This window comes from Leifsonia lichenia, assembly GCF_054780215.1.
This window is the reverse complement of record NZ_BAAGWT010000002.1, coordinates 76776-91902: the sequence shown is the minus strand read 5'-3', so window position 1 is coordinate 91902 and position 15127 is coordinate 76776. Positions and strand designations below refer to the sequence as shown.

Genomic DNA, 15127 nt, shown 5'->3' with positions numbered 1-15127 from the left:
GACGGAGCGCAGGTCGGGTCACTCGGTGATGTCGATCTCCTGCATCAGGTCGGCGTCGATCGCGACCTTGACCTTCTCGAGCAGACCCTCCGGGATGCGCGAGTCGACCGTGAGCACGCTGAGCGCCTTGCCTCCGGCGGACGTGCGGGCGATCTGCATCCCGGCGATGTTGATGTCGGCCTCGCCGAACTCCTGGCCGTAGACGGCGACGATGCCGGGGCGGTCGTCGTAGACCATCACAATGAGGTGCTCGGCGATCGGGACCTCGACGTCGTAGCCGTTGATCTCGACGACCTTCTCGATCTGCTTCGTGCCGGTGAGCGTGCCGGACACCGACACCTGCGAGCCGTCGCTGAGCGCGCCGCGCAGGGTGATCAGGTTGCGGTACTCCTCGCTGACCGAGTCGGTGATGAGGCGCACCTCGATGCCGCGCTGGTCGGCGAGCAGCGGAGCGTTCACGTAGGAGACGGTCTCGCTGACGACATTGGTGAAGATGCCCTTCAGCGCCGCGAGCTTGAGGACGCTGACGTCGTAGTCGACGAGCTCGCCGCGCACCTCCACGTCCACGCTGGTGAGCGGGCTGTGCGCGAGACCGGAGAACACCTGGCCGAGCTTCTCGACCAGCGGGATGCCAGGGCGCACGTACGGGTCGATGACGCCTCCCGCGACGTTGACCGCATCCGGGACCAGCTCGCCGGACAGCGCGAGCCGCACCGACTTGGCCACGGAGACGCCGGCCTTCTCCTGCGCCTCATCGGTGGATGCGCCGAGGTGCGGGGTGACGACGACGTTCTCGAGCGCGAGCAGCGGCGAATCGGTGGGCGGCTCTGTGACGAACACGTCGAGCCCCGCGCCGGCGATGGACTTGGTGGAGAGGGCACGGTAGAGCGCGTCCTCGTCGATGAGTCCGCCGCGGGCCACGTTGACGATGAACGCGGTCGGCTTCATCAGCGCGAGCTGGTCGTCGCTGATCATGCCGGTGGTCTCTGGCGTCTTCGGCATGTGGATGGTGATGAAGTCGGCCTCGGCGAGGAGCTCGTCGAGCGTGACGAGCTGCACGCCGAGCTGCTGGGCGCGCGCCGAGGTGACGTACGGGTCGAACGCGATCACCTTGGTGCCGAACGCCTGCAGGCGGGCCGTGATGAGCGCGCCGATGCGTCCGAGCCCGATGATGCCGACGGTCTTCTCGTAGACCTCGGTTCCGGTGTACTTCGACCGCTTCCACTGCCCCTGGGCGAGCGCGTTGTGCGCGGCGGGGATGTGGCGGGCGAGGCTCAGGATGTGGCCGACGGTGAGCTCGGCGGCCGAGATGATGTTGGAGGTCGGGGCGTTCACGACCATGACGCCGGCGTTGGTCGCCGACTTGATGTCGACGTTGTCGAGCCCGACGCCCGCGCGGGCGACGACACGAAGCCTGGGGGCGGCGCCGATGACCTCGGCGTCGACCTTGGTCGCGGACCGCACCAGGATGGCGTCGGCGTCCGCCACGGCCGAGAGCAGCGCAGGGCGGTCGGTGCCGTCCACGCTGCGGATGTCGAAGTCAGGCCCGAGGGCGTCGACGGTGGCGGGCGAAAGTTCTTCGGCGATCAGCACGACCGGCTTTGTCACGTGGCAGTTCCTTACAGAGTTGCAGAGGCTGGCTTGGGAGAAAGCGCCACAGGTCATCGGGGCGCGGATCGCCTCAACTCTACCGGCTGCGCGGTGGTGCCTTTCGCCGCGTTACGCATACTGTCCGCGTTGCTATATATCGACGGTCGTACTATGTTCGGCGGCATGACGAACGAACTGCGGGAGCCGACCTTCTTCGTGCTCGCCGCCCTGGCGGGCGGACGAAAACACGGCTACGGGATCATCAAGGATGCTCGGGAACTCTCCGCGGGCAGGATCACCCTCAACGTCGGCACGCTCTACTCCGCGCTCGAACGCCTGAGCGGCGACGGCCTGGTCGGCCGCGACAGCGAAGAGGTGGTCGACGGACGCCTGCGGCGGTACTTCCGGCTGACCGACGAGGGCGCAGCTCTGCTCGCCGAGGAAGCCGGACGGCTGGAGGCACGAGCGGCGAGCGCACGCGAACGCCTGGCGCACCGGCGGCGGGCGGCCCTGTCGTGATCCGCACCGCACTGGAGACGCGGTACAGAAGCGCCCTCCGCTGGTACCCCCCTGTCTGGCGAGCGGCCAACGGCGACGCGATGCTCGGCACCCTGCTGGAGCGCGCTGCAGACGAGGAGCGCGCGCACCCGGCGCCCGGCGAGCTCACCGACCTGCGCATCCACGGGATGCGGGAGCGCGCCATCGCGGCGGTCACGGTCGTCCCCGCCGATGGCAGGAGGGCCGCTCGCGCTGCGGCGGTCGGGCTCGGCGCCGGGTTCTCGCTGTTCTTCCTCGTCGCCTACGAGTTCGGGCCGTTCGATCGCCCTGATCCCGCGGAGTACGGCCTGCCCGCGTTCGGGGCCGCTCTGTCGCCCGGCGCCATCGTCTATGCCGTCTGGCTGGTCGCGTTCGTGCTCGCGGCCTTCCGCTGGGATCGCACGGCGAGGGTGGCTCTCTGTGCGGCGGCACTGGCTTCCACGCTCCTCTACCCGGTGACCGCCTCGGCGTTCAGCGGCCACCTGTCCGGACCACGTGCCGGGGAGACGATCACTGTCGCCTTCCTGCCCGCACCCGCGACGCTGGTGTTCCTCGGCGCTCTCGCGATCGTCGGCGCCATCGGCAGGGCCCCGCTTGCTGCGCGCTCGGTCGGCCTCACCTCCTTCGGTGTGACGGTCGTCGCGCTCGTCATCATCGCCGTCCAGGATTTCGCGCGGACGGGTTTCCGTGAACTGTCCGATTCCGGGCTGTGGCGTGACGAGCGCAGCCTCGGCGTCGTGATCGCCGCACTGCTGGTCTTCGCGATGATCCTCCGCCGGCGGACTCCCCGGGCCGCGTCCGCATACGCCTGTGTGGCCGGTGTGCTGTTCGCCATGCTCGCCGGAACGCTGCTGGTCGCGAAGGCGGGCTCCCCGGGGGTCAATGCGCTGATCTCGTTCGGCGGCGCGGCCGTCGTCGTGGCGCTCGTCGCGGGCGGTGCGATCCTGGCCCACCGCCGCCGCCTGCGCAGGGTCCGTGCATCCGGCAGCCCGCTGGACAGTGCAGACTGGGAGGCGTGACCGCCTTCGACATCGCCCAGCTCGTCGTGCGGATCGCACTCGCCTGCGTCTTCGTCGGGATGGGGGTGCTGCACTTCGTTCCCGGCCCCGCACGCGGCATGGCGGCGATGATCCCACCCCGGATGCGCTGGAAGGGCGCACTCTCGCCGAAGGCGCTCGTCGCCTTCACGGGCGTGTGCGAGCTGGCGGGCGGCATCGGGCTGCTGATCCCTGCAACCCGTGTCGCGGCGGCGGTCTGCCTCGTGGTGTTCCTGGTGGCGGTGTTCCCCGCCAATGCGTACGCTGCGCGTCACCCCGACCGGTTCGGCGCGTTCGGAACGCCGCTCGTGCCGCGCCTGCTGCTGCAGGTGCTGCTCATCGCGCTGTGCGTGTTCTGCACGCTCTGACACGCCTGCCTCAGCGCGCGGCGAGCGTGGCTTCGGCCGCCGCGACGACCCTGGATGCGCGTCCGACGTCGGCCGCGACCGCCGCCCGCACGTGCGCGGCCGGGATTCCCGCCGCGAGCTCGCGACGCAGCGCGAGCGCCTGGATCTCCACCAGGCCGATCAGCGCCACCGCCGTGACCCGCGGTTCCGGGTCGCCGTCGGCGTAGCCGTAGCGACGCGCGAGCAGCCCGCTCGCCTCGACCACCAGCGTGTCGAGCTGTTCGCGTTGGTGCGCGCGCAGCGACGCGGTCTCGGCGATCAGGTCGCCGAACCTGGCGGTCTTCCTGTACGCCTCGCGCGCATCGGGTTGCGCGTCGATCCAGGCCGCCAGACGCCCGAGCTCGTCGTCGAGCATGGCCGCGACCGCCGTCGCGGCGGGTGTCGTGCGGTCGTCCATGGCGCGCCTGAGCCCGGCACTGGTGGCGTCGCCGCGGTCGAGCAGCAGGGCCTCTTTGCTGGGGAAGTAGTTGAAGACCGTCTTCTCCGAGACACCGCAGACCCTGGCGATCTCCGCGACCTGGACGGCGTCGAAACCGCGCTCGACGAACAGTTCGGTGGCCGTGTCGGAGAGCAGGCGGCGCATCCGGCGCTTCTTCCGCTCGCGCAGGCCGAGCCTCTCCCCCGCTTCGTCCGGCTCCCAGACCACAGTTCGATCACTCACGCGATTATTTTACAGCAACACGATTTATACTGTGACTGTAAATAGTGAAGGAGTCCCGTGTCCGTCCTCATCGTGGTCAGCATCGTGCTCGTCGCCCTGGTCGTCGGCGTCTACTGGGGGCCGTGGATCGCGCTGACCCGCACCATCGCGACCTTGGAGCCCGCCGTCTTCCTGCCGCTCGTCCGTCGGTTGAGCGCCAACCTGGCGCCCGTCATGACACTGCTCATGCCGCTCGCCCTGCTGTCCACTCTCGCGGTCGTCGCGGTGGCGGCGTTCGGGCAACCGGTGACTCTGATCCTGGCGGGCACCGCGTTCGTCCTGCTCGCGCTCACGCTCGTCGTCACGATGACGATCGAGGTTCCCATCGTGAAGACCATCGAGACCTGGACCGTCGACTCCCTGCCCGCCGACTGGCGGGAGCGCCGGGACCGCTGGGTCTCGTTCCACCTGCTGCGCGTCGTACCGGGAGTCGCCGCGCTGACGCTGCTCGCCGTCGCCGCGGTCGTATCCTCCGCCTGACCCGCTTCAGCTCTCCACCATGACGCGCGTCGGCTTTCCGTCGTGACGAGCAGCCGCGAGGTTCAGCCCGCGGCCGCGATCGCCTCGCGCACGACGGCCGCGTCCGTGACGTCGTACGACGCCTCGCCGCCGCCAGGGCCGGACGGCGAGCCCGTGACGGTGGTGCGCGCCGAGAGGTGGACCGCATCCACGCCTGTCACCGCGATGGCGGCGATGTCGGCGACGCTCACTCCCCCGCCTGCCATGATCTGCACGCGCCCGGCCGACTCCGCGCTGAGGGCGGCGAGCATCCCGACGCCGTCGACGCTGCGCGAGGCTCCGCCAGAGGTCAGGATGCGGCGCACGCCGAGCGACGCGAGCGCGTCGAGCGCCGCGAGTGGGTCGGGAACGATGTCGATGGCGCGGTGGAAGGTCACGTCGAGGTCGCCCGCCGCCTCGACGAAGCGCGCGACGGCGTCGGTGTCGACGGCGCCGATCCCGTCGAGCGCACCCACCACGACTCCGGATGCGCCTGCCTCCCTGGCGAACCGGATGTCGGCCACCACGAGCCCCACCTCGTCCGCGTCGTAGACGAATCCACCGGCGCGCGGCCGGACGAGGACGTGCACGAAACCGTCGCGTGCCGCCGTCGCGGCCTCCTCGACCGCCGCCTGGATGAGGGCGGCCGACGGGGTGAGGCCGCCGACGCCGAGCGCGGAGCACAGTTCGATGCGGTCCGCTCCCGCCTCGAGGGCGACGCGCACGCCCGCCCTGTCCTGGACAGCGATCTCGACGGCGAGTCGACGGGACACGGAACCTCCGAAAGGATGAAGCCGACGCGAACGGCGGAACAGGAAAACAGAAGAGGTGCCGACCTCCGCGCGGGCGGAAGCGGCACCTCTCCAGACTAGCCAGTCGGTCGCTCAGGCGACGATCAGCGGGCGACCTCGCCGTCCACGTAGTCGTCGTCGTTGGAGGCGTTCCAGGCGAACAGCTTGCGCAGCTCGCGGCCGGTGGCCTCGATCGGGTGCTGCTCGCCCTTCTTGCGGAGCGCGAGGAACTCGGGAGCTCCCGCGTCCTGGTCGGCGATGAAACGCTCGGCGAACGCGCCGGACTGGATGTCGGCGAGAACGGCCTGCATGTTCTCCTTGACGTGCGGGTCGATGACGCGCGGGCCGGAGACGTAGTCGCCGTACTCAGCGGTGTCCGACACGCTCCAGCGCTGCTTGGCGATGCCGCCCTCCCACATCAGGTCCACGATGAGCTTGAGCTCGTGCAGCACCTCGAAGTAGGCGACCTGCGGCTGGTAGCCCGCCTCGGTCAGGGTCTCGAAGCCGTACTGGACGAGCTGCGAGACACCGCCGCAGAGCACGGCCTGCTCGCCGAACAGGTCGGTCTCGGTCTCCTCGGTGAAGGTGGTCTTGATGCCGCCGGCGCGAAGGCCGCCGATGCCCTTGGCGTAGCTGAGGACGAGGGGCCACGCGTTGCCGGTGGCGTCCTTCTCGACGGCGACGATCACGGGCACGCCGCGGCCGGCCTCGTACTCGCGACGCACGGTGTGGCCCGGTCCCTTGGGGGCGACCATGATGACGTCGACGCCCTCAGGCGCCTCGATGTAGCCGAAGCGGATGTTGAAGCCGTGGCCGAAGACGAGAGCGTTGCCCTCTTCGAGGTTCGGCTGGATGTCGTCGGCGTACAGGTGGCGCTGCACCTGGTCCGGCGCGAGGATGACGATGACGTCTGCCCACTTCGCCGCGTCGGCGGCGCTCAGGACCTGGAAGCCGGCCTCTTCGGCCTTCGGCTTCGACTTCGAGCCCTCCTTGAGCCCGATGACGACCTCGACGCCGGAGTCGCGGAGGTTCTGCGCGTGCGCGTGACCCTGCGAGCCGTAGCCGATGACGGCGACCTTCTTGCCCTGGATGATCGACAGGTCAGCATCGTTGTCGTAGTAGATCTCAGCCACTGGTGGATTCTCCTTGTTCGTGTGGTTCTGCAGAAAACGGTTAGTTCTTGAAGACGCGCTCGGTGATGGACTTCGAGCCGCGCCCGATCGCGAGGAGGCCGGACTGCGCCATCTCCTTGATCCCGTACGGTTCGAGCACCTTGAGCAGCGCCTGGGTCTTGCCGCTGTCGCCCGTGACCTCGATCACGAGGGCGTCCGTCGCCACGTCGACGACGCGGGCGCGGAACAGGTTGACGGCTTCGAGCACCTGCGAGCGGGTGGTGTTGTCGACGCGCACCTTGATCAGCAGGTGCTCGCGCTGCACGGACTGCGCAGGGTCGAGCTCCACGATCTTGATGACGTTGATCAGCTTGTTGAGCTGCTTGGTGACCTGCTCGAGCGGGAGGTCTTCCACGTCCACCACGACGGTGATGCGGGAGAGGCCGTCGACCTCGCTCGTACCGACCGCCAGGGACTCGATGTTGAAGCCGCGGCGGGCGAACAGACCTGCGACGCGGGTCAGCAGACCCGGCTTGTCCTCGACGAGGAGGCTCAGAACGTGCGTGCTCATGGTTACTCCTCTCCGAAGGCCGGGCTGTGGTCGCGGGCGTACTGGACGTAGCTGTTGCTGACGCCCTGTGGAACCATCGGCCAGACCATGGCGTCCGCGCTCACGACGAAGTCGATGACCACGGGGCGGTCGTTGGTCTCCAGCGCGAGCTTGATCGCCGCATCCACCTCTTCCTCCTTGGTGACGCGGATGCCGAGAGCGCCGTACGCCTCTGCCAGCTTCACGAAGTCGGGGACGCGCACCGTGTCGTGGCCCGTGTTCAGGTCGGTGTTGGAGTACCGGCCGTCGTAGAACAGGGTCTGCCACTGCCGCACCATGCCGAGCGACGAGTTGTTGATGATCGCGACCTTGATCGGGATGTTGTTGATCGTGCAGGTGGCGAGCTCCTGATTGGTCATCTGGAAGCAGCCGTCGCCGTCGATCGACCACACGACGCGATCGGGCTGGGAGACCTTGGCGCCCATCGCGGCGGGCACCGAGTATCCCATCGTTCCGGCGCCGCCCGAGTTGAGCCAGGAGTTGGGGCGCTCGTACTTGATGAACTGCGCTGCCCACATCTGGTGCTGGCCCACTCCGGCCACGTAGACGCCGTCCGGTCCTGTCAGCTCGCCGATCCGCTTGATGATGTGCTGCGGGGCGAGCAGGCCGTCCGTCGTCGGGGCGAATCCGAGGGGGAACTCTTCGCGGAGCCCGTTCAGGTACGTCCACCATTCGACCGTGTCCGGCGCCTGGTCTTTCGTGGCCTCGGTGAAGGCCGCGGTCAGATCGACGATGACGTCTTTGGCATCGCCGACGATGGGCACGTCGGCGATCCGGATCTTGGAGATCTCAGCCGGGTCGACATCGACGTGGACGACTTTCGCGTTCGGGGCGAACAGCGAGGTGTTGCCGGTGACGCGGTCGTCGAACCGCGCGCCGAGCGACACGATGAGGTCCGCCTCCTGCAGCGCGAGCACGGCGGGAACCGTGCCGTGCATCCCCGGCATCCCGAGGTGCTGCTTGTGCGAGTCGGGGAAGGCGCCGCGCGCCATCAGCGTCGTGGTCACGGGCGCACCCGTCACCTCGGCGAGCTCGAGCAGCTCCTGGGATGCGCGGGAGCGGATGACGCCGCCTCCGACGTACAGGATCGGCTTCTTGGCCTCGGCGAGGAGCTGTGCCGCCGCGAGGATCTGCTTGCCGTGCGCCTTGGTGATCGGGCGGTAGCCGGGCAGGTCGACCTTGGGCGGCCAGATGAACGGGACCGTGTTCTGCTGCGCGTCCTTGGTGATGTCGACGAGCACGGGACCTGGTCGGCCCGTTCCCGCGATGTGGTACGCCGCGGCGATCGTGGCCGGGATGTCCTCCGCGCTCTTCACCAGGAACGAGTGCTTGGTGATCGGCATGGTGATGCCGACGATGTCGGCCTCTTGGAAGGCGTCCGTCCCCATCAGCGTGGAGAAGACCTGGCCGGTGATGAACACCACGGGGACGGAGTCCATGTGCGCGTCCATGATGGCCGTGACGAGGTTGGTCGCGCCGGGGCCGGAGGTGGCCATCGCGACGCCGACCTTGTTGGCCGCCGATGCGTAGCCTTCCGCGGCGTGACCGGCGCCCTGCTCGTGCCTGACCAGGATGTGACGGATCTTGGACGAGTCCATGATCGCGTCGTAGATGGGGAGGATGGCCCCACCAGGGAGCCCGAAGACGTCGGTGACGCCCAGGAGCTCCAGGGTGCGGACGACGGACTGCGAGCCCGTCAGCGATTCGGGCGACGCCTTTCCAGGCGTCGCGGATGGCAACACGGTACTGGGAGAACTAGGTTCCGAGGACATGTGTGGGCGAGTCCCTTACGTACGAAACGGATGATGCGAGGAAGCGGAGCTACCCCGTGACCGCGCCCTCCGCAGCGGAGCGCACGAGCTTGGAGTACTTCGCGAGGACGCCACGGGTATAGCGCGGGGGAAGAGGCGCCCAGCCTTCACGGCGGGCGGTCAGCTCTGACTCGTCGACAAGTAGGTCGAGGGAGCGAGCCGCGATATCGACCCGTATCAGATCACCATCGCGCACGAAGGCGATGGGACCTGCGTCCACCGCTTCGGGTGCTATGTGGCCGATGCACAGGCCGGTTGTGCCGCCTGAGAATCGTCCGTCCGTCAATAGTAGTACATCCTTGCCGAGGCCTGCGCCCTTGATGGCCGCGGTGATCGCGAGCATCTCGCGCATCCCCGGCCCTCCCTTGGGGCCCTCGTAGCGGATGATGACGACATCGCCCGCGTTGATCTTGCCCTCGGTGAGCGCATCCATGGCTCCGCGCTCGCGCTCGAAGACGCGTGCTGGACCCTCGAACACCTCGGCGTCGAAGCCGGCCGTCTTGACGACAGCGCCCTCCGGAGCGAGCGAGCCCTTGAGGATGGTGATGCCTCCGGTGGCGTGGATGGGGTTGTCGAGCGAGCGCATGACCTCGCCGTCCGGAGCGGGCGGGTTGATCTCGGCCAGGTTCTCCGCGACGGTCTTGCCCGTGACGGTGAGGCAGTCTCCGTGGAGCAGACCGGCGTCGAGAAGCGCCTTCATGACGACGGGGACGCCGCCGTGGCGGTCGACGTCGTTCATGACGTACTTGCCGAACGGCTTGAGGTCTCCGATGTGCGGGACCTTGTCTCCGATGCGGTTGAAGTCGTCGATCGTGAGGTCGACCTCCGCCTCGCGGGCGATGGCCAGAAGGTGCAGCACGACGTTGGTCGAGCCGCCGAAGGCCATCGCGACGGCGATGGCGTTCTCGAACGCCTTCTTGGTGAGGATGTCGCGCGCGGTGATGCCCAGCTTGAGCAGGTTGACGACGGCCTCGCCGGAGCGGTGGGCGAAGTAGTCGCGGCGGCGGTCGGCCGACGGCGGAGCTGCGGAACCGGGAAGGCTCATGCCGAGCGCCTCCGCGACGGAGGCCATGGTGTTCGCGGTGTACATGCCGCCGCAGGCGCCCTCGCCAGGGGCGATGGCGCACTCGATGCGCTTGAGGTCTTCTTCGCTCATCTTGCCCGCCTTGCAGGCGCCGACCGCTTCGAAGGAGTCGATGATCGTGACGTCCTTCTCCGTGCCGTCGGAGAGCTTGACCCAGCCGGGAGCGATGGAGCCCGCGTAGAGGAAGACAGCCGAGAGGTCGAGGCGCGCTGCCGCCATGAGCATCCCAGGCAGCGACTTGTCGCACCCGGCGAGCAGTACGGTGCCGTCGAGACGCTCCGCCATCATGACGGTCTCGACCGAGTCGGCGATGACCTCACGCGAGACGAGGGAGAAGTGCATCCCCTCGTGGCCCATCGAGATGCCGTCCGAGACGGAGATGGTGCCGAACTGCAGCGGGTATCCCCCGCCGGAGTGCACGCCCTCTTTCGCACCCTGCGCGAGGCGGTCGAGGGACAGGTTGCACGGGGTGATCTCGTTCCAGGAGCTCGCGATTCCGATCTGCGGCTTCTCCCAGTCGGCGTCGCCCATTCCGACAGCCCGAAGCATCCCGCGGCTCGTGGTTGCTTCGATTCCGTCGGTGACGACGCGCGAACGCGGTTTCCAATCGATGTCAGGCATGGATCAACTCTAGGACGTCCCGGATGCTGCTCTGAACATATGTCCCAGGTCTGTGGAGAAGCCGCTGAACGGTCAGGCTGTGGAGGAACTGCGCGCGTCGGCGAGCAGCGTCAGCATGGTCGCCACGGCGTTCTCGTCTGCCAGGCGGAACTGCGCGGCGGTCTCCCCCGTTCCCACCTTGATGCCGACGTCGCCCGCACCAGGACGGAGCACGGCGAAGCCGTCCTCGTCGGTCACGTCGTCCCCGGCGAACAGCACGGCCGTTGCCTTCGTGTACTCGCGCAGGCGCTCGATGCCGTCGCCCTTGTTCGCCCCGCGCACGGAGAACTCGATGATGTCCTTGCCGTCGCGGATGGTGAGGTCGTCGCTGACGGACGCCGCGACCGCGTACGCCGCTTCGACCACTTTCTTGCCGTCGTCGTCGCCGAGCAGCCGGTAGTGCACACCGAACCCGACCGGCTTCGTCTCCAGCCGCGTGCCCTCCGTCGACTCGACGAGCGCGCCGAGCGCATCCCCGAGCTTCTGCAGCGTCTCCTGCTCTGTGACGCTCAGGTCGAGCGAGACGCCGTCGCGGCCGAACCGGATCTCGACGCCGTGCGAGCCGATCAGGAGCGCATCCGCGTCGGCCTCCGTCACGATCTCGAGGCTGGAGAGCGGCCTTCCGGAGATGTACGCGACCCAGGTGTTCGGCAGCGCCTCCAGACGGTCGAGCGCCTCCTTGGCCTGCGGGAGCATCCTGGCCGCCTTCGGACGGTCGACGAACGGGGCGAGCGTTCCGTCGAAGTCGAGGGCGAGAAGCATCCGCTCTGTCGATGCGAAAGCGCGGAGGGCGTCGACGAGGGCGACGGCGGAGGCGGACGGTGTTGCGGGGGCGGTGTCTGTCATGCTGCTTTCTCTGGTCGTGCGTGTCGCCCTGCACGGGCGCGAGGTCGGTGGATGCGGCTCAGCGCCGGTTCACGGGCGGGTTCTGCAGCGGGTGGTCGCCGTGGGCGCTGCGCGTGAGCGCGTCGAGGAACGACGCGGACCACCTGGCGACATCGTTGGTGAGCACACGCTTGCGCAGCGCGCGCATCCGCCTGGTCCGCTCGCGCTTCGGCATCGCGATGGCCTGCTGGATGGTCTCCTTCAGCCCCTCGATGTCGTGCGGGTTGATGAGGAGCGCCTGGCGCAGTTCGTCCGAGGCTCCGGCGAACTCGCTGAGCACGAGCACGCCGTCGTCGTCGGCTCTGGTGGCGACGTACTCCTTGGCGACCAGGTTCATCCCGTCGCGCAGGGCGGTGACGAGCATCACGTCCGCTGCGAGGTAGAGGGCGACCATCTCCTCGCGCGGATAGCCGTGGTGGAGGTATGCGATGGCGGTGTGGCCGAGAGTGGAGTAGTCGCCGTTGATGCGGCCGACCGTCAGCTCGATCTCGTCACGGAGCTGCATGTACGTCTCGACGCGCTCCCTGCTCGGGCTCGCGACCTGCACGAGCGTGACATGCTCCGAGTCGATCTTCCCCTCGGCGAGGAGCTCGCCGAACGCCTTCAGGCGGTGGCCGATCCCCTTGGTGTAGTCGAGCCTGTCGACGCCGAGCAGGATCTTCTCCGGGTTGCCGAGCTCTTCCCTGATCTGGCGGGCGCGCTCCTGGATCTCCGGCCGCTTGGCCATCTCCTGATAGCGCTCGGCGTCGATGGAGATCGGGAACTGCCTGGCGAGGACGGTGCGCGCCAGGCCGCCGTGCTTGTTGGTGGTGACGTGGCGGTGCGACCCTGCATCCGGATCGTCCGAGTCGATCGGCACCTCGATGATCGGGCCGCGCGTCTCGTAGCCCTTGAGCCGACGGACAGCGCGCGAGAAGTTGCCTGCGTCCGCGACGCGCTGGAAACCGATCACGTCTGCGCCGAGCAGCCCGTCGATGATCTGCCTGCGCCACGGGAGCTGCGAGTAGATGCCGTACGGCGGGAACGGGATGTGGTTGAAGAAGCCGATCACCAGGTCCGGCCGCTGCGCCCGCAGCATGGCGGGAACGAGCTGGAGCTGGTAGTCGTGCACCCAGACCACGGCGCCCTTCGCGGACACCTCGGCCGCCGCGTCCGCGAACCGCTGGTTGACCTTGACGTAGGTGTCCCACCACTCGCGATGGAAGCTCGGCTGCGCGATCACGTCGTGGTAGAGCGGCCAGAGGGTGTCGTTGGAGAAGCCCTCGTAGTACTCCTGCAGGTCCTGCTCGCTGAGCCGCACGGGCAGGATGTTGATGCCGTCGGCCTCGAACGGGTCGATGTCCTCGTCCGCGACCCCTGCCCAGCCGATCCAGATGCCGTCCTCCGCCCGCATCACGGGCTCAAGCGCAGCCACCAGCCCTCCGGGCGACGGACGCCAGCTCGCGTTTCCGCTGTCGTCGGTGACCCGGTCGACGGGGAGTCTGTTGGAGACGATCACGAGTTCGTATGTCTCGGACTCCGTGGTGGCATCCGTGCTCGTAGAGGAGGTTCGGTGGGGTGTGATGGTGTGTCCAATCCGTCGGGTCGCGGCCATTGCGCACTGTATGCCAGGGTACCAGCGTGTTCTAGCCCTACCCAGGGCGCTCGTGAGCCGCTGGCGTTCTCCGGGCGGTCATGCGGCGTTCAGCACCCGTGGGTACAGTGACGCGCGTGATGCGAATCGGCATGAGCACGTCGTGCGTCTACCCTCTGGGGGTCGAGCATGGCTTCCGCTACGCGGCGGAGGCCGGTTTCGACGGGGTCGAGGTGATGGTCACCCGCGACGAGACCACCCAATCCCCGGATGCGCTGCTGGCCCTGTCCGACCGCTACGGGATGCCCATCCTCTCCGTCCACGCTCCGGTGCTGCTGCTGACGCACTTCGTCTGGGGCCGCGACCCCCGGGTGAAGCTGGAGAGGTCGGCCGAGCTGGCGGCGTCCGTCGGCGCTGCAACCGTGGTCGTGCATCCACCGTTCCGCTGGCAGTCGGGATACGCGGAGGACTTCCTGGCGATCGTGCGCGAGACCGCTGAGGCGAACACCGTGGCGATCGCCGTCGAGAACATGTTCCCGTGGAAGCTCGCGGGACGCGCGCTCGGCGCGTACTCCCCCGGCTGGAATCCAGCGGCCATGGACTGCGACGCCGTCACCCTCGACTTCTCGCACGCCGCCCTCAGCAACGTCGACTCGCTCTGGCTCGCCGCGGAGCTCGGCGACCGCCTGCGGCACGTGCACCTCTGCGACGGCTCAGGTCCGCTGGACGAGAACCGCGTCTTCGACGAGCACCTGCTGCCCGGTCACGGCGGCGAGCCTGTCGCCGAGGTGCTGCGGATGCTCGCCGACCGCCGCTGGTCGGGCAGCATCGTCGCCGAGGTCAACACCCGCAAGGCGCGCACCGACGACGAACGGCTCGGGATGCTCAGCGAGACCCTCGAGTTCGCTCGCGCACACACGGGGTCGGCTACTGCGCCTTCCCCAGCGTCCTGATCAGCGCCCTCGCGTACTCGCGATAGCCGGCGGCCGTCGGGTGGAACGCGGCGAAGCCCGTGGTGTTGACCCATGGCGTCGGGTTGCCGATGCCGTGCCCGTCGAAGTCGACGCCGAGGTACATCATCGGGACGCCCTTCGCGCGCTGCTCGTCCACCGCTGTGCGGATGACCTCGTTGAGGCCGACGGTCGCGGCGTTGATGGCGGCCGCCAGTCCGAAGTCCGGGGCGTTCGGGTCCGATGCGTCGTACGTGAGGGCGTAGCCGGTGACGACGATGCGCGCGTTCGGGGCGGCCTTCGCGACGGCCGAGTAGACCGCATCCAATCGGTCGGGCAGCACGTTGAGCAGCGACAGGGCGGAGGACAGCTCGTTGCGGCACGGGATGGCCTTGCCAGCAGCGCAGTCGGTGGCGATGTCGGCGACGCCCAGGTCGTTGCCCCCGATGCTGAGGGTGACGAGGTCGGTGCGGTCGTCGAGTGCGATGAGCTGGCGCTTGAGCAGATCGGAGGTGGTGGCGCCGCTGCACGAGGCGTTCGCGATCAGGTCGACGCCCGACTCCTGCGCGAACACGTCCGGGTAGCTCTTCTGGCTGCTGACGCACCTGCCCGTCTCGCCCCCCGCGCCCATCCCGGCCGCGAACGAGTCTCCGAGCGCCACATACCGCGTCTGCGGCGTCAGTGGCTCGTCGGGGAACGGGTCCACCGTGGGCGTCGGGGTCGGCGTCGCCTCCTGGTGCGGGGGCGCACCGGCGCGGATGCCGTCGTCGCCGGCGGAGTTGGCCGACCAGGCGATGGCGGCGCCCCCGGCGAGCGCGCCGACAGCGACCACGGCGATGATCGGGATGACGATGGCTCTGCGTCGCATCCGGACTACGTTAC

General features: G+C 68.7%; 15 protein-coding genes. 5 read left to right on the top strand and 10 right to left on the bottom strand.

Annotated features, from left to right (window positions below):
- Positions 1 to 18 precede the first annotated feature (18 nt).
- Positions 19 to 1608: a phosphoglycerate dehydrogenase gene (gene serA / locus ACYVGI_RS04965; RefSeq protein WP_460631561.1), complete on the bottom strand. Its 1590-nt coding sequence runs from the start codon at positions 1606 to 1608 to the stop codon at positions 19 to 21.
- A gap of 165 nt (positions 1609 to 1773) precedes the next feature.
- Between serA and ACYVGI_RS04960 the strand changes: the two genes are divergently transcribed.
- Genes ACYVGI_RS04960 through ACYVGI_RS04950 form a run of 3 tightly spaced genes read left to right on the top strand, consistent with a single transcriptional unit; the run spans position 1774 to position 3532 of the window.
- Complete coding sequence (locus ACYVGI_RS04960) at positions 1774 to 2109, top strand: PadR family transcriptional regulator (RefSeq protein ID WP_460631560.1); 336 nt, start codon at positions 1774 to 1776, stop codon at positions 2107 to 2109.
- Positions 2106 to 3146, top strand: a complete 1041-nt coding sequence (locus tag ACYVGI_RS04955; RefSeq protein WP_460631559.1) for a hypothetical protein — start codon at positions 2106 to 2108, stop codon at positions 3144 to 3146. Before ACYVGI_RS04960 ends, ACYVGI_RS04955 begins: the two co-directional genes overlap by 4 nt.
- Complete coding sequence (locus tag ACYVGI_RS04950) at positions 3143 to 3532, top strand: DoxX family protein (protein WP_460631558.1); 390 nt, start codon at positions 3143 to 3145, stop codon at positions 3530 to 3532. The genes ACYVGI_RS04955 and ACYVGI_RS04950 overlap by 4 nt, the downstream gene beginning before the upstream one ends.
- 10 nt (positions 3533 to 3542) lie before the next feature.
- On the opposite strand, the gene ACYVGI_RS04945 is transcribed toward ACYVGI_RS04950, so the two are convergent.
- On the bottom strand, positions 3543 to 4232 hold the full coding sequence (locus ACYVGI_RS04945; protein ID WP_460631557.1) for a TetR/AcrR family transcriptional regulator: 690 nt from the start codon (positions 4230 to 4232) through the stop codon (positions 3543 to 3545).
- 57 nt (positions 4233 to 4289) lie between these two features.
- Between ACYVGI_RS04945 and ACYVGI_RS04940 the strand changes: the two genes are divergently transcribed.
- Positions 4290 to 4751, top strand: coding sequence for an anthrone oxygenase family protein (locus tag ACYVGI_RS04940; protein ID WP_460631556.1), 462 nt, complete (start codon positions 4290 to 4292; stop codon positions 4749 to 4751).
- A gap of 62 nt (positions 4752 to 4813) precedes the next feature.
- Here ACYVGI_RS04940 and ACYVGI_RS04935 read toward each other — a convergent pair whose 3' ends face one another.
- The 7 genes from ACYVGI_RS04935 to otsA form a co-directional block, all read right to left on the bottom strand.
- On the bottom strand, positions 4814 to 5542 hold the full coding sequence (locus ACYVGI_RS04935) for a copper homeostasis protein CutC (RefSeq protein WP_460631555.1): 729 nt from the start codon (positions 5540 to 5542) through the stop codon (positions 4814 to 4816).
- Positions 5543 to 5664: 122 nt separating this feature from the next.
- Positions 5665 to 6693: a ketol-acid reductoisomerase gene (ilvC, locus tag ACYVGI_RS04930; protein WP_085370264.1), complete on the bottom strand. Its 1029-nt coding sequence runs from the start codon at positions 6691 to 6693 to the stop codon at positions 5665 to 5667.
- A gap of 40 nt (positions 6694 to 6733) precedes the next feature.
- Entirely contained in the window at positions 6734 to 7243 is a 510-nt protein-coding gene (gene ilvN / locus ACYVGI_RS04925; RefSeq protein ID WP_055892785.1) for an acetolactate synthase small subunit, read from the bottom strand.
- Positions 7244 to 7245: 2 nt separating this feature from the next.
- On the bottom strand, positions 7246 to 9054 hold the full coding sequence (locus tag ACYVGI_RS04920) for an acetolactate synthase large subunit (protein ID WP_460631554.1): 1809 nt from the start codon (positions 9052 to 9054) through the stop codon (positions 7246 to 7248).
- Positions 9055 to 9103: 49 nt separating this feature from the next.
- The gene (ilvD, locus tag ACYVGI_RS04915; protein WP_460631553.1) at positions 9104 to 10798 is read right to left on the bottom strand and encodes a dihydroxy-acid dehydratase; all 1695 of its coding nucleotides are present in this window, start codon (positions 10796 to 10798) and stop codon (positions 9104 to 9106) included.
- Positions 10799 to 10870: 72 nt separating this feature from the next.
- On the bottom strand, positions 10871 to 11683 hold the full coding sequence (otsB, locus tag ACYVGI_RS04910) for a trehalose-phosphatase (protein ID WP_460631552.1): 813 nt from the start codon (positions 11681 to 11683) through the stop codon (positions 10871 to 10873).
- A gap of 58 nt (positions 11684 to 11741) precedes the next feature.
- Positions 11742 to 13316, bottom strand: coding sequence for an alpha,alpha-trehalose-phosphate synthase (UDP-forming) (gene otsA / locus ACYVGI_RS04905; RefSeq protein ID WP_460631551.1), 1575 nt, complete (start codon positions 13314 to 13316; stop codon positions 11742 to 11744).
- Between the two features lie 119 nt (positions 13317 to 13435).
- Between otsA and ACYVGI_RS04900 the strand changes: the two genes are divergently transcribed.
- On the top strand, positions 13436 to 14248 hold the full coding sequence (locus ACYVGI_RS04900; RefSeq protein ID WP_460632402.1) for a sugar phosphate isomerase/epimerase family protein: 813 nt from the start codon (positions 13436 to 13438) through the stop codon (positions 14246 to 14248).
- Here the strand turns inward: ACYVGI_RS04900 and ACYVGI_RS04895 are convergent.
- Entirely contained in the window at positions 14223 to 15113 is an 891-nt protein-coding gene (locus ACYVGI_RS04895; protein WP_460631550.1) for an SGNH/GDSL hydrolase family protein, read from the bottom strand. The genes ACYVGI_RS04900 and ACYVGI_RS04895 overlap by 26 nt on opposite strands.
- Positions 15114 to 15127: the final 14 nt, after the last annotated feature.

Coding starts and splice junctions, on each gene's coding strand:
- ilvN (WP_055892785.1), bottom strand. CDS start 7,243: ATGAGCACGCACGTTCTGAGCCTCCTCGTCGAGGACAAGCCGGGTCTG.
- ilvD (WP_460631553.1), bottom strand. CDS start 10,798: ATGCCTGACATCGATTGGAAACCGCGTTCGCGCGTCGTCACCGACGGA.
- ACYVGI_RS04960 (WP_460631560.1), top strand. CDS start 1,774: ATGACGAACGAACTGCGGGAGCCGACCTTCTTCGTGCTCGCCGCCCTG.
- ACYVGI_RS04900 (WP_460632402.1), top strand. CDS start 13,436: ATGCGAATCGGCATGAGCACGTCGTGCGTCTACCCTCTGGGGGTCGAG.
- ACYVGI_RS04895 (WP_460631550.1), bottom strand. CDS start 15,113: ATGCGACGCAGAGCCATCGTCATCCCGATCATCGCCGTGGTCGCTGTC.
- otsB (WP_460631552.1), bottom strand. CDS start 11,683: ATGACAGACACCGCCCCCGCAACACCGTCCGCCTCCGCCGTCGCCCTC.
- otsA (WP_460631551.1), bottom strand. CDS start 13,316: ATGGCCGCGACCCGACGGATTGGACACACCATCACACCCCACCGAACC.
- ACYVGI_RS04920 (WP_460631554.1), bottom strand. CDS start 9,054: ATGTCCTCGGAACCTAGTTCTCCCAGTACCGTGTTGCCATCCGCGACG.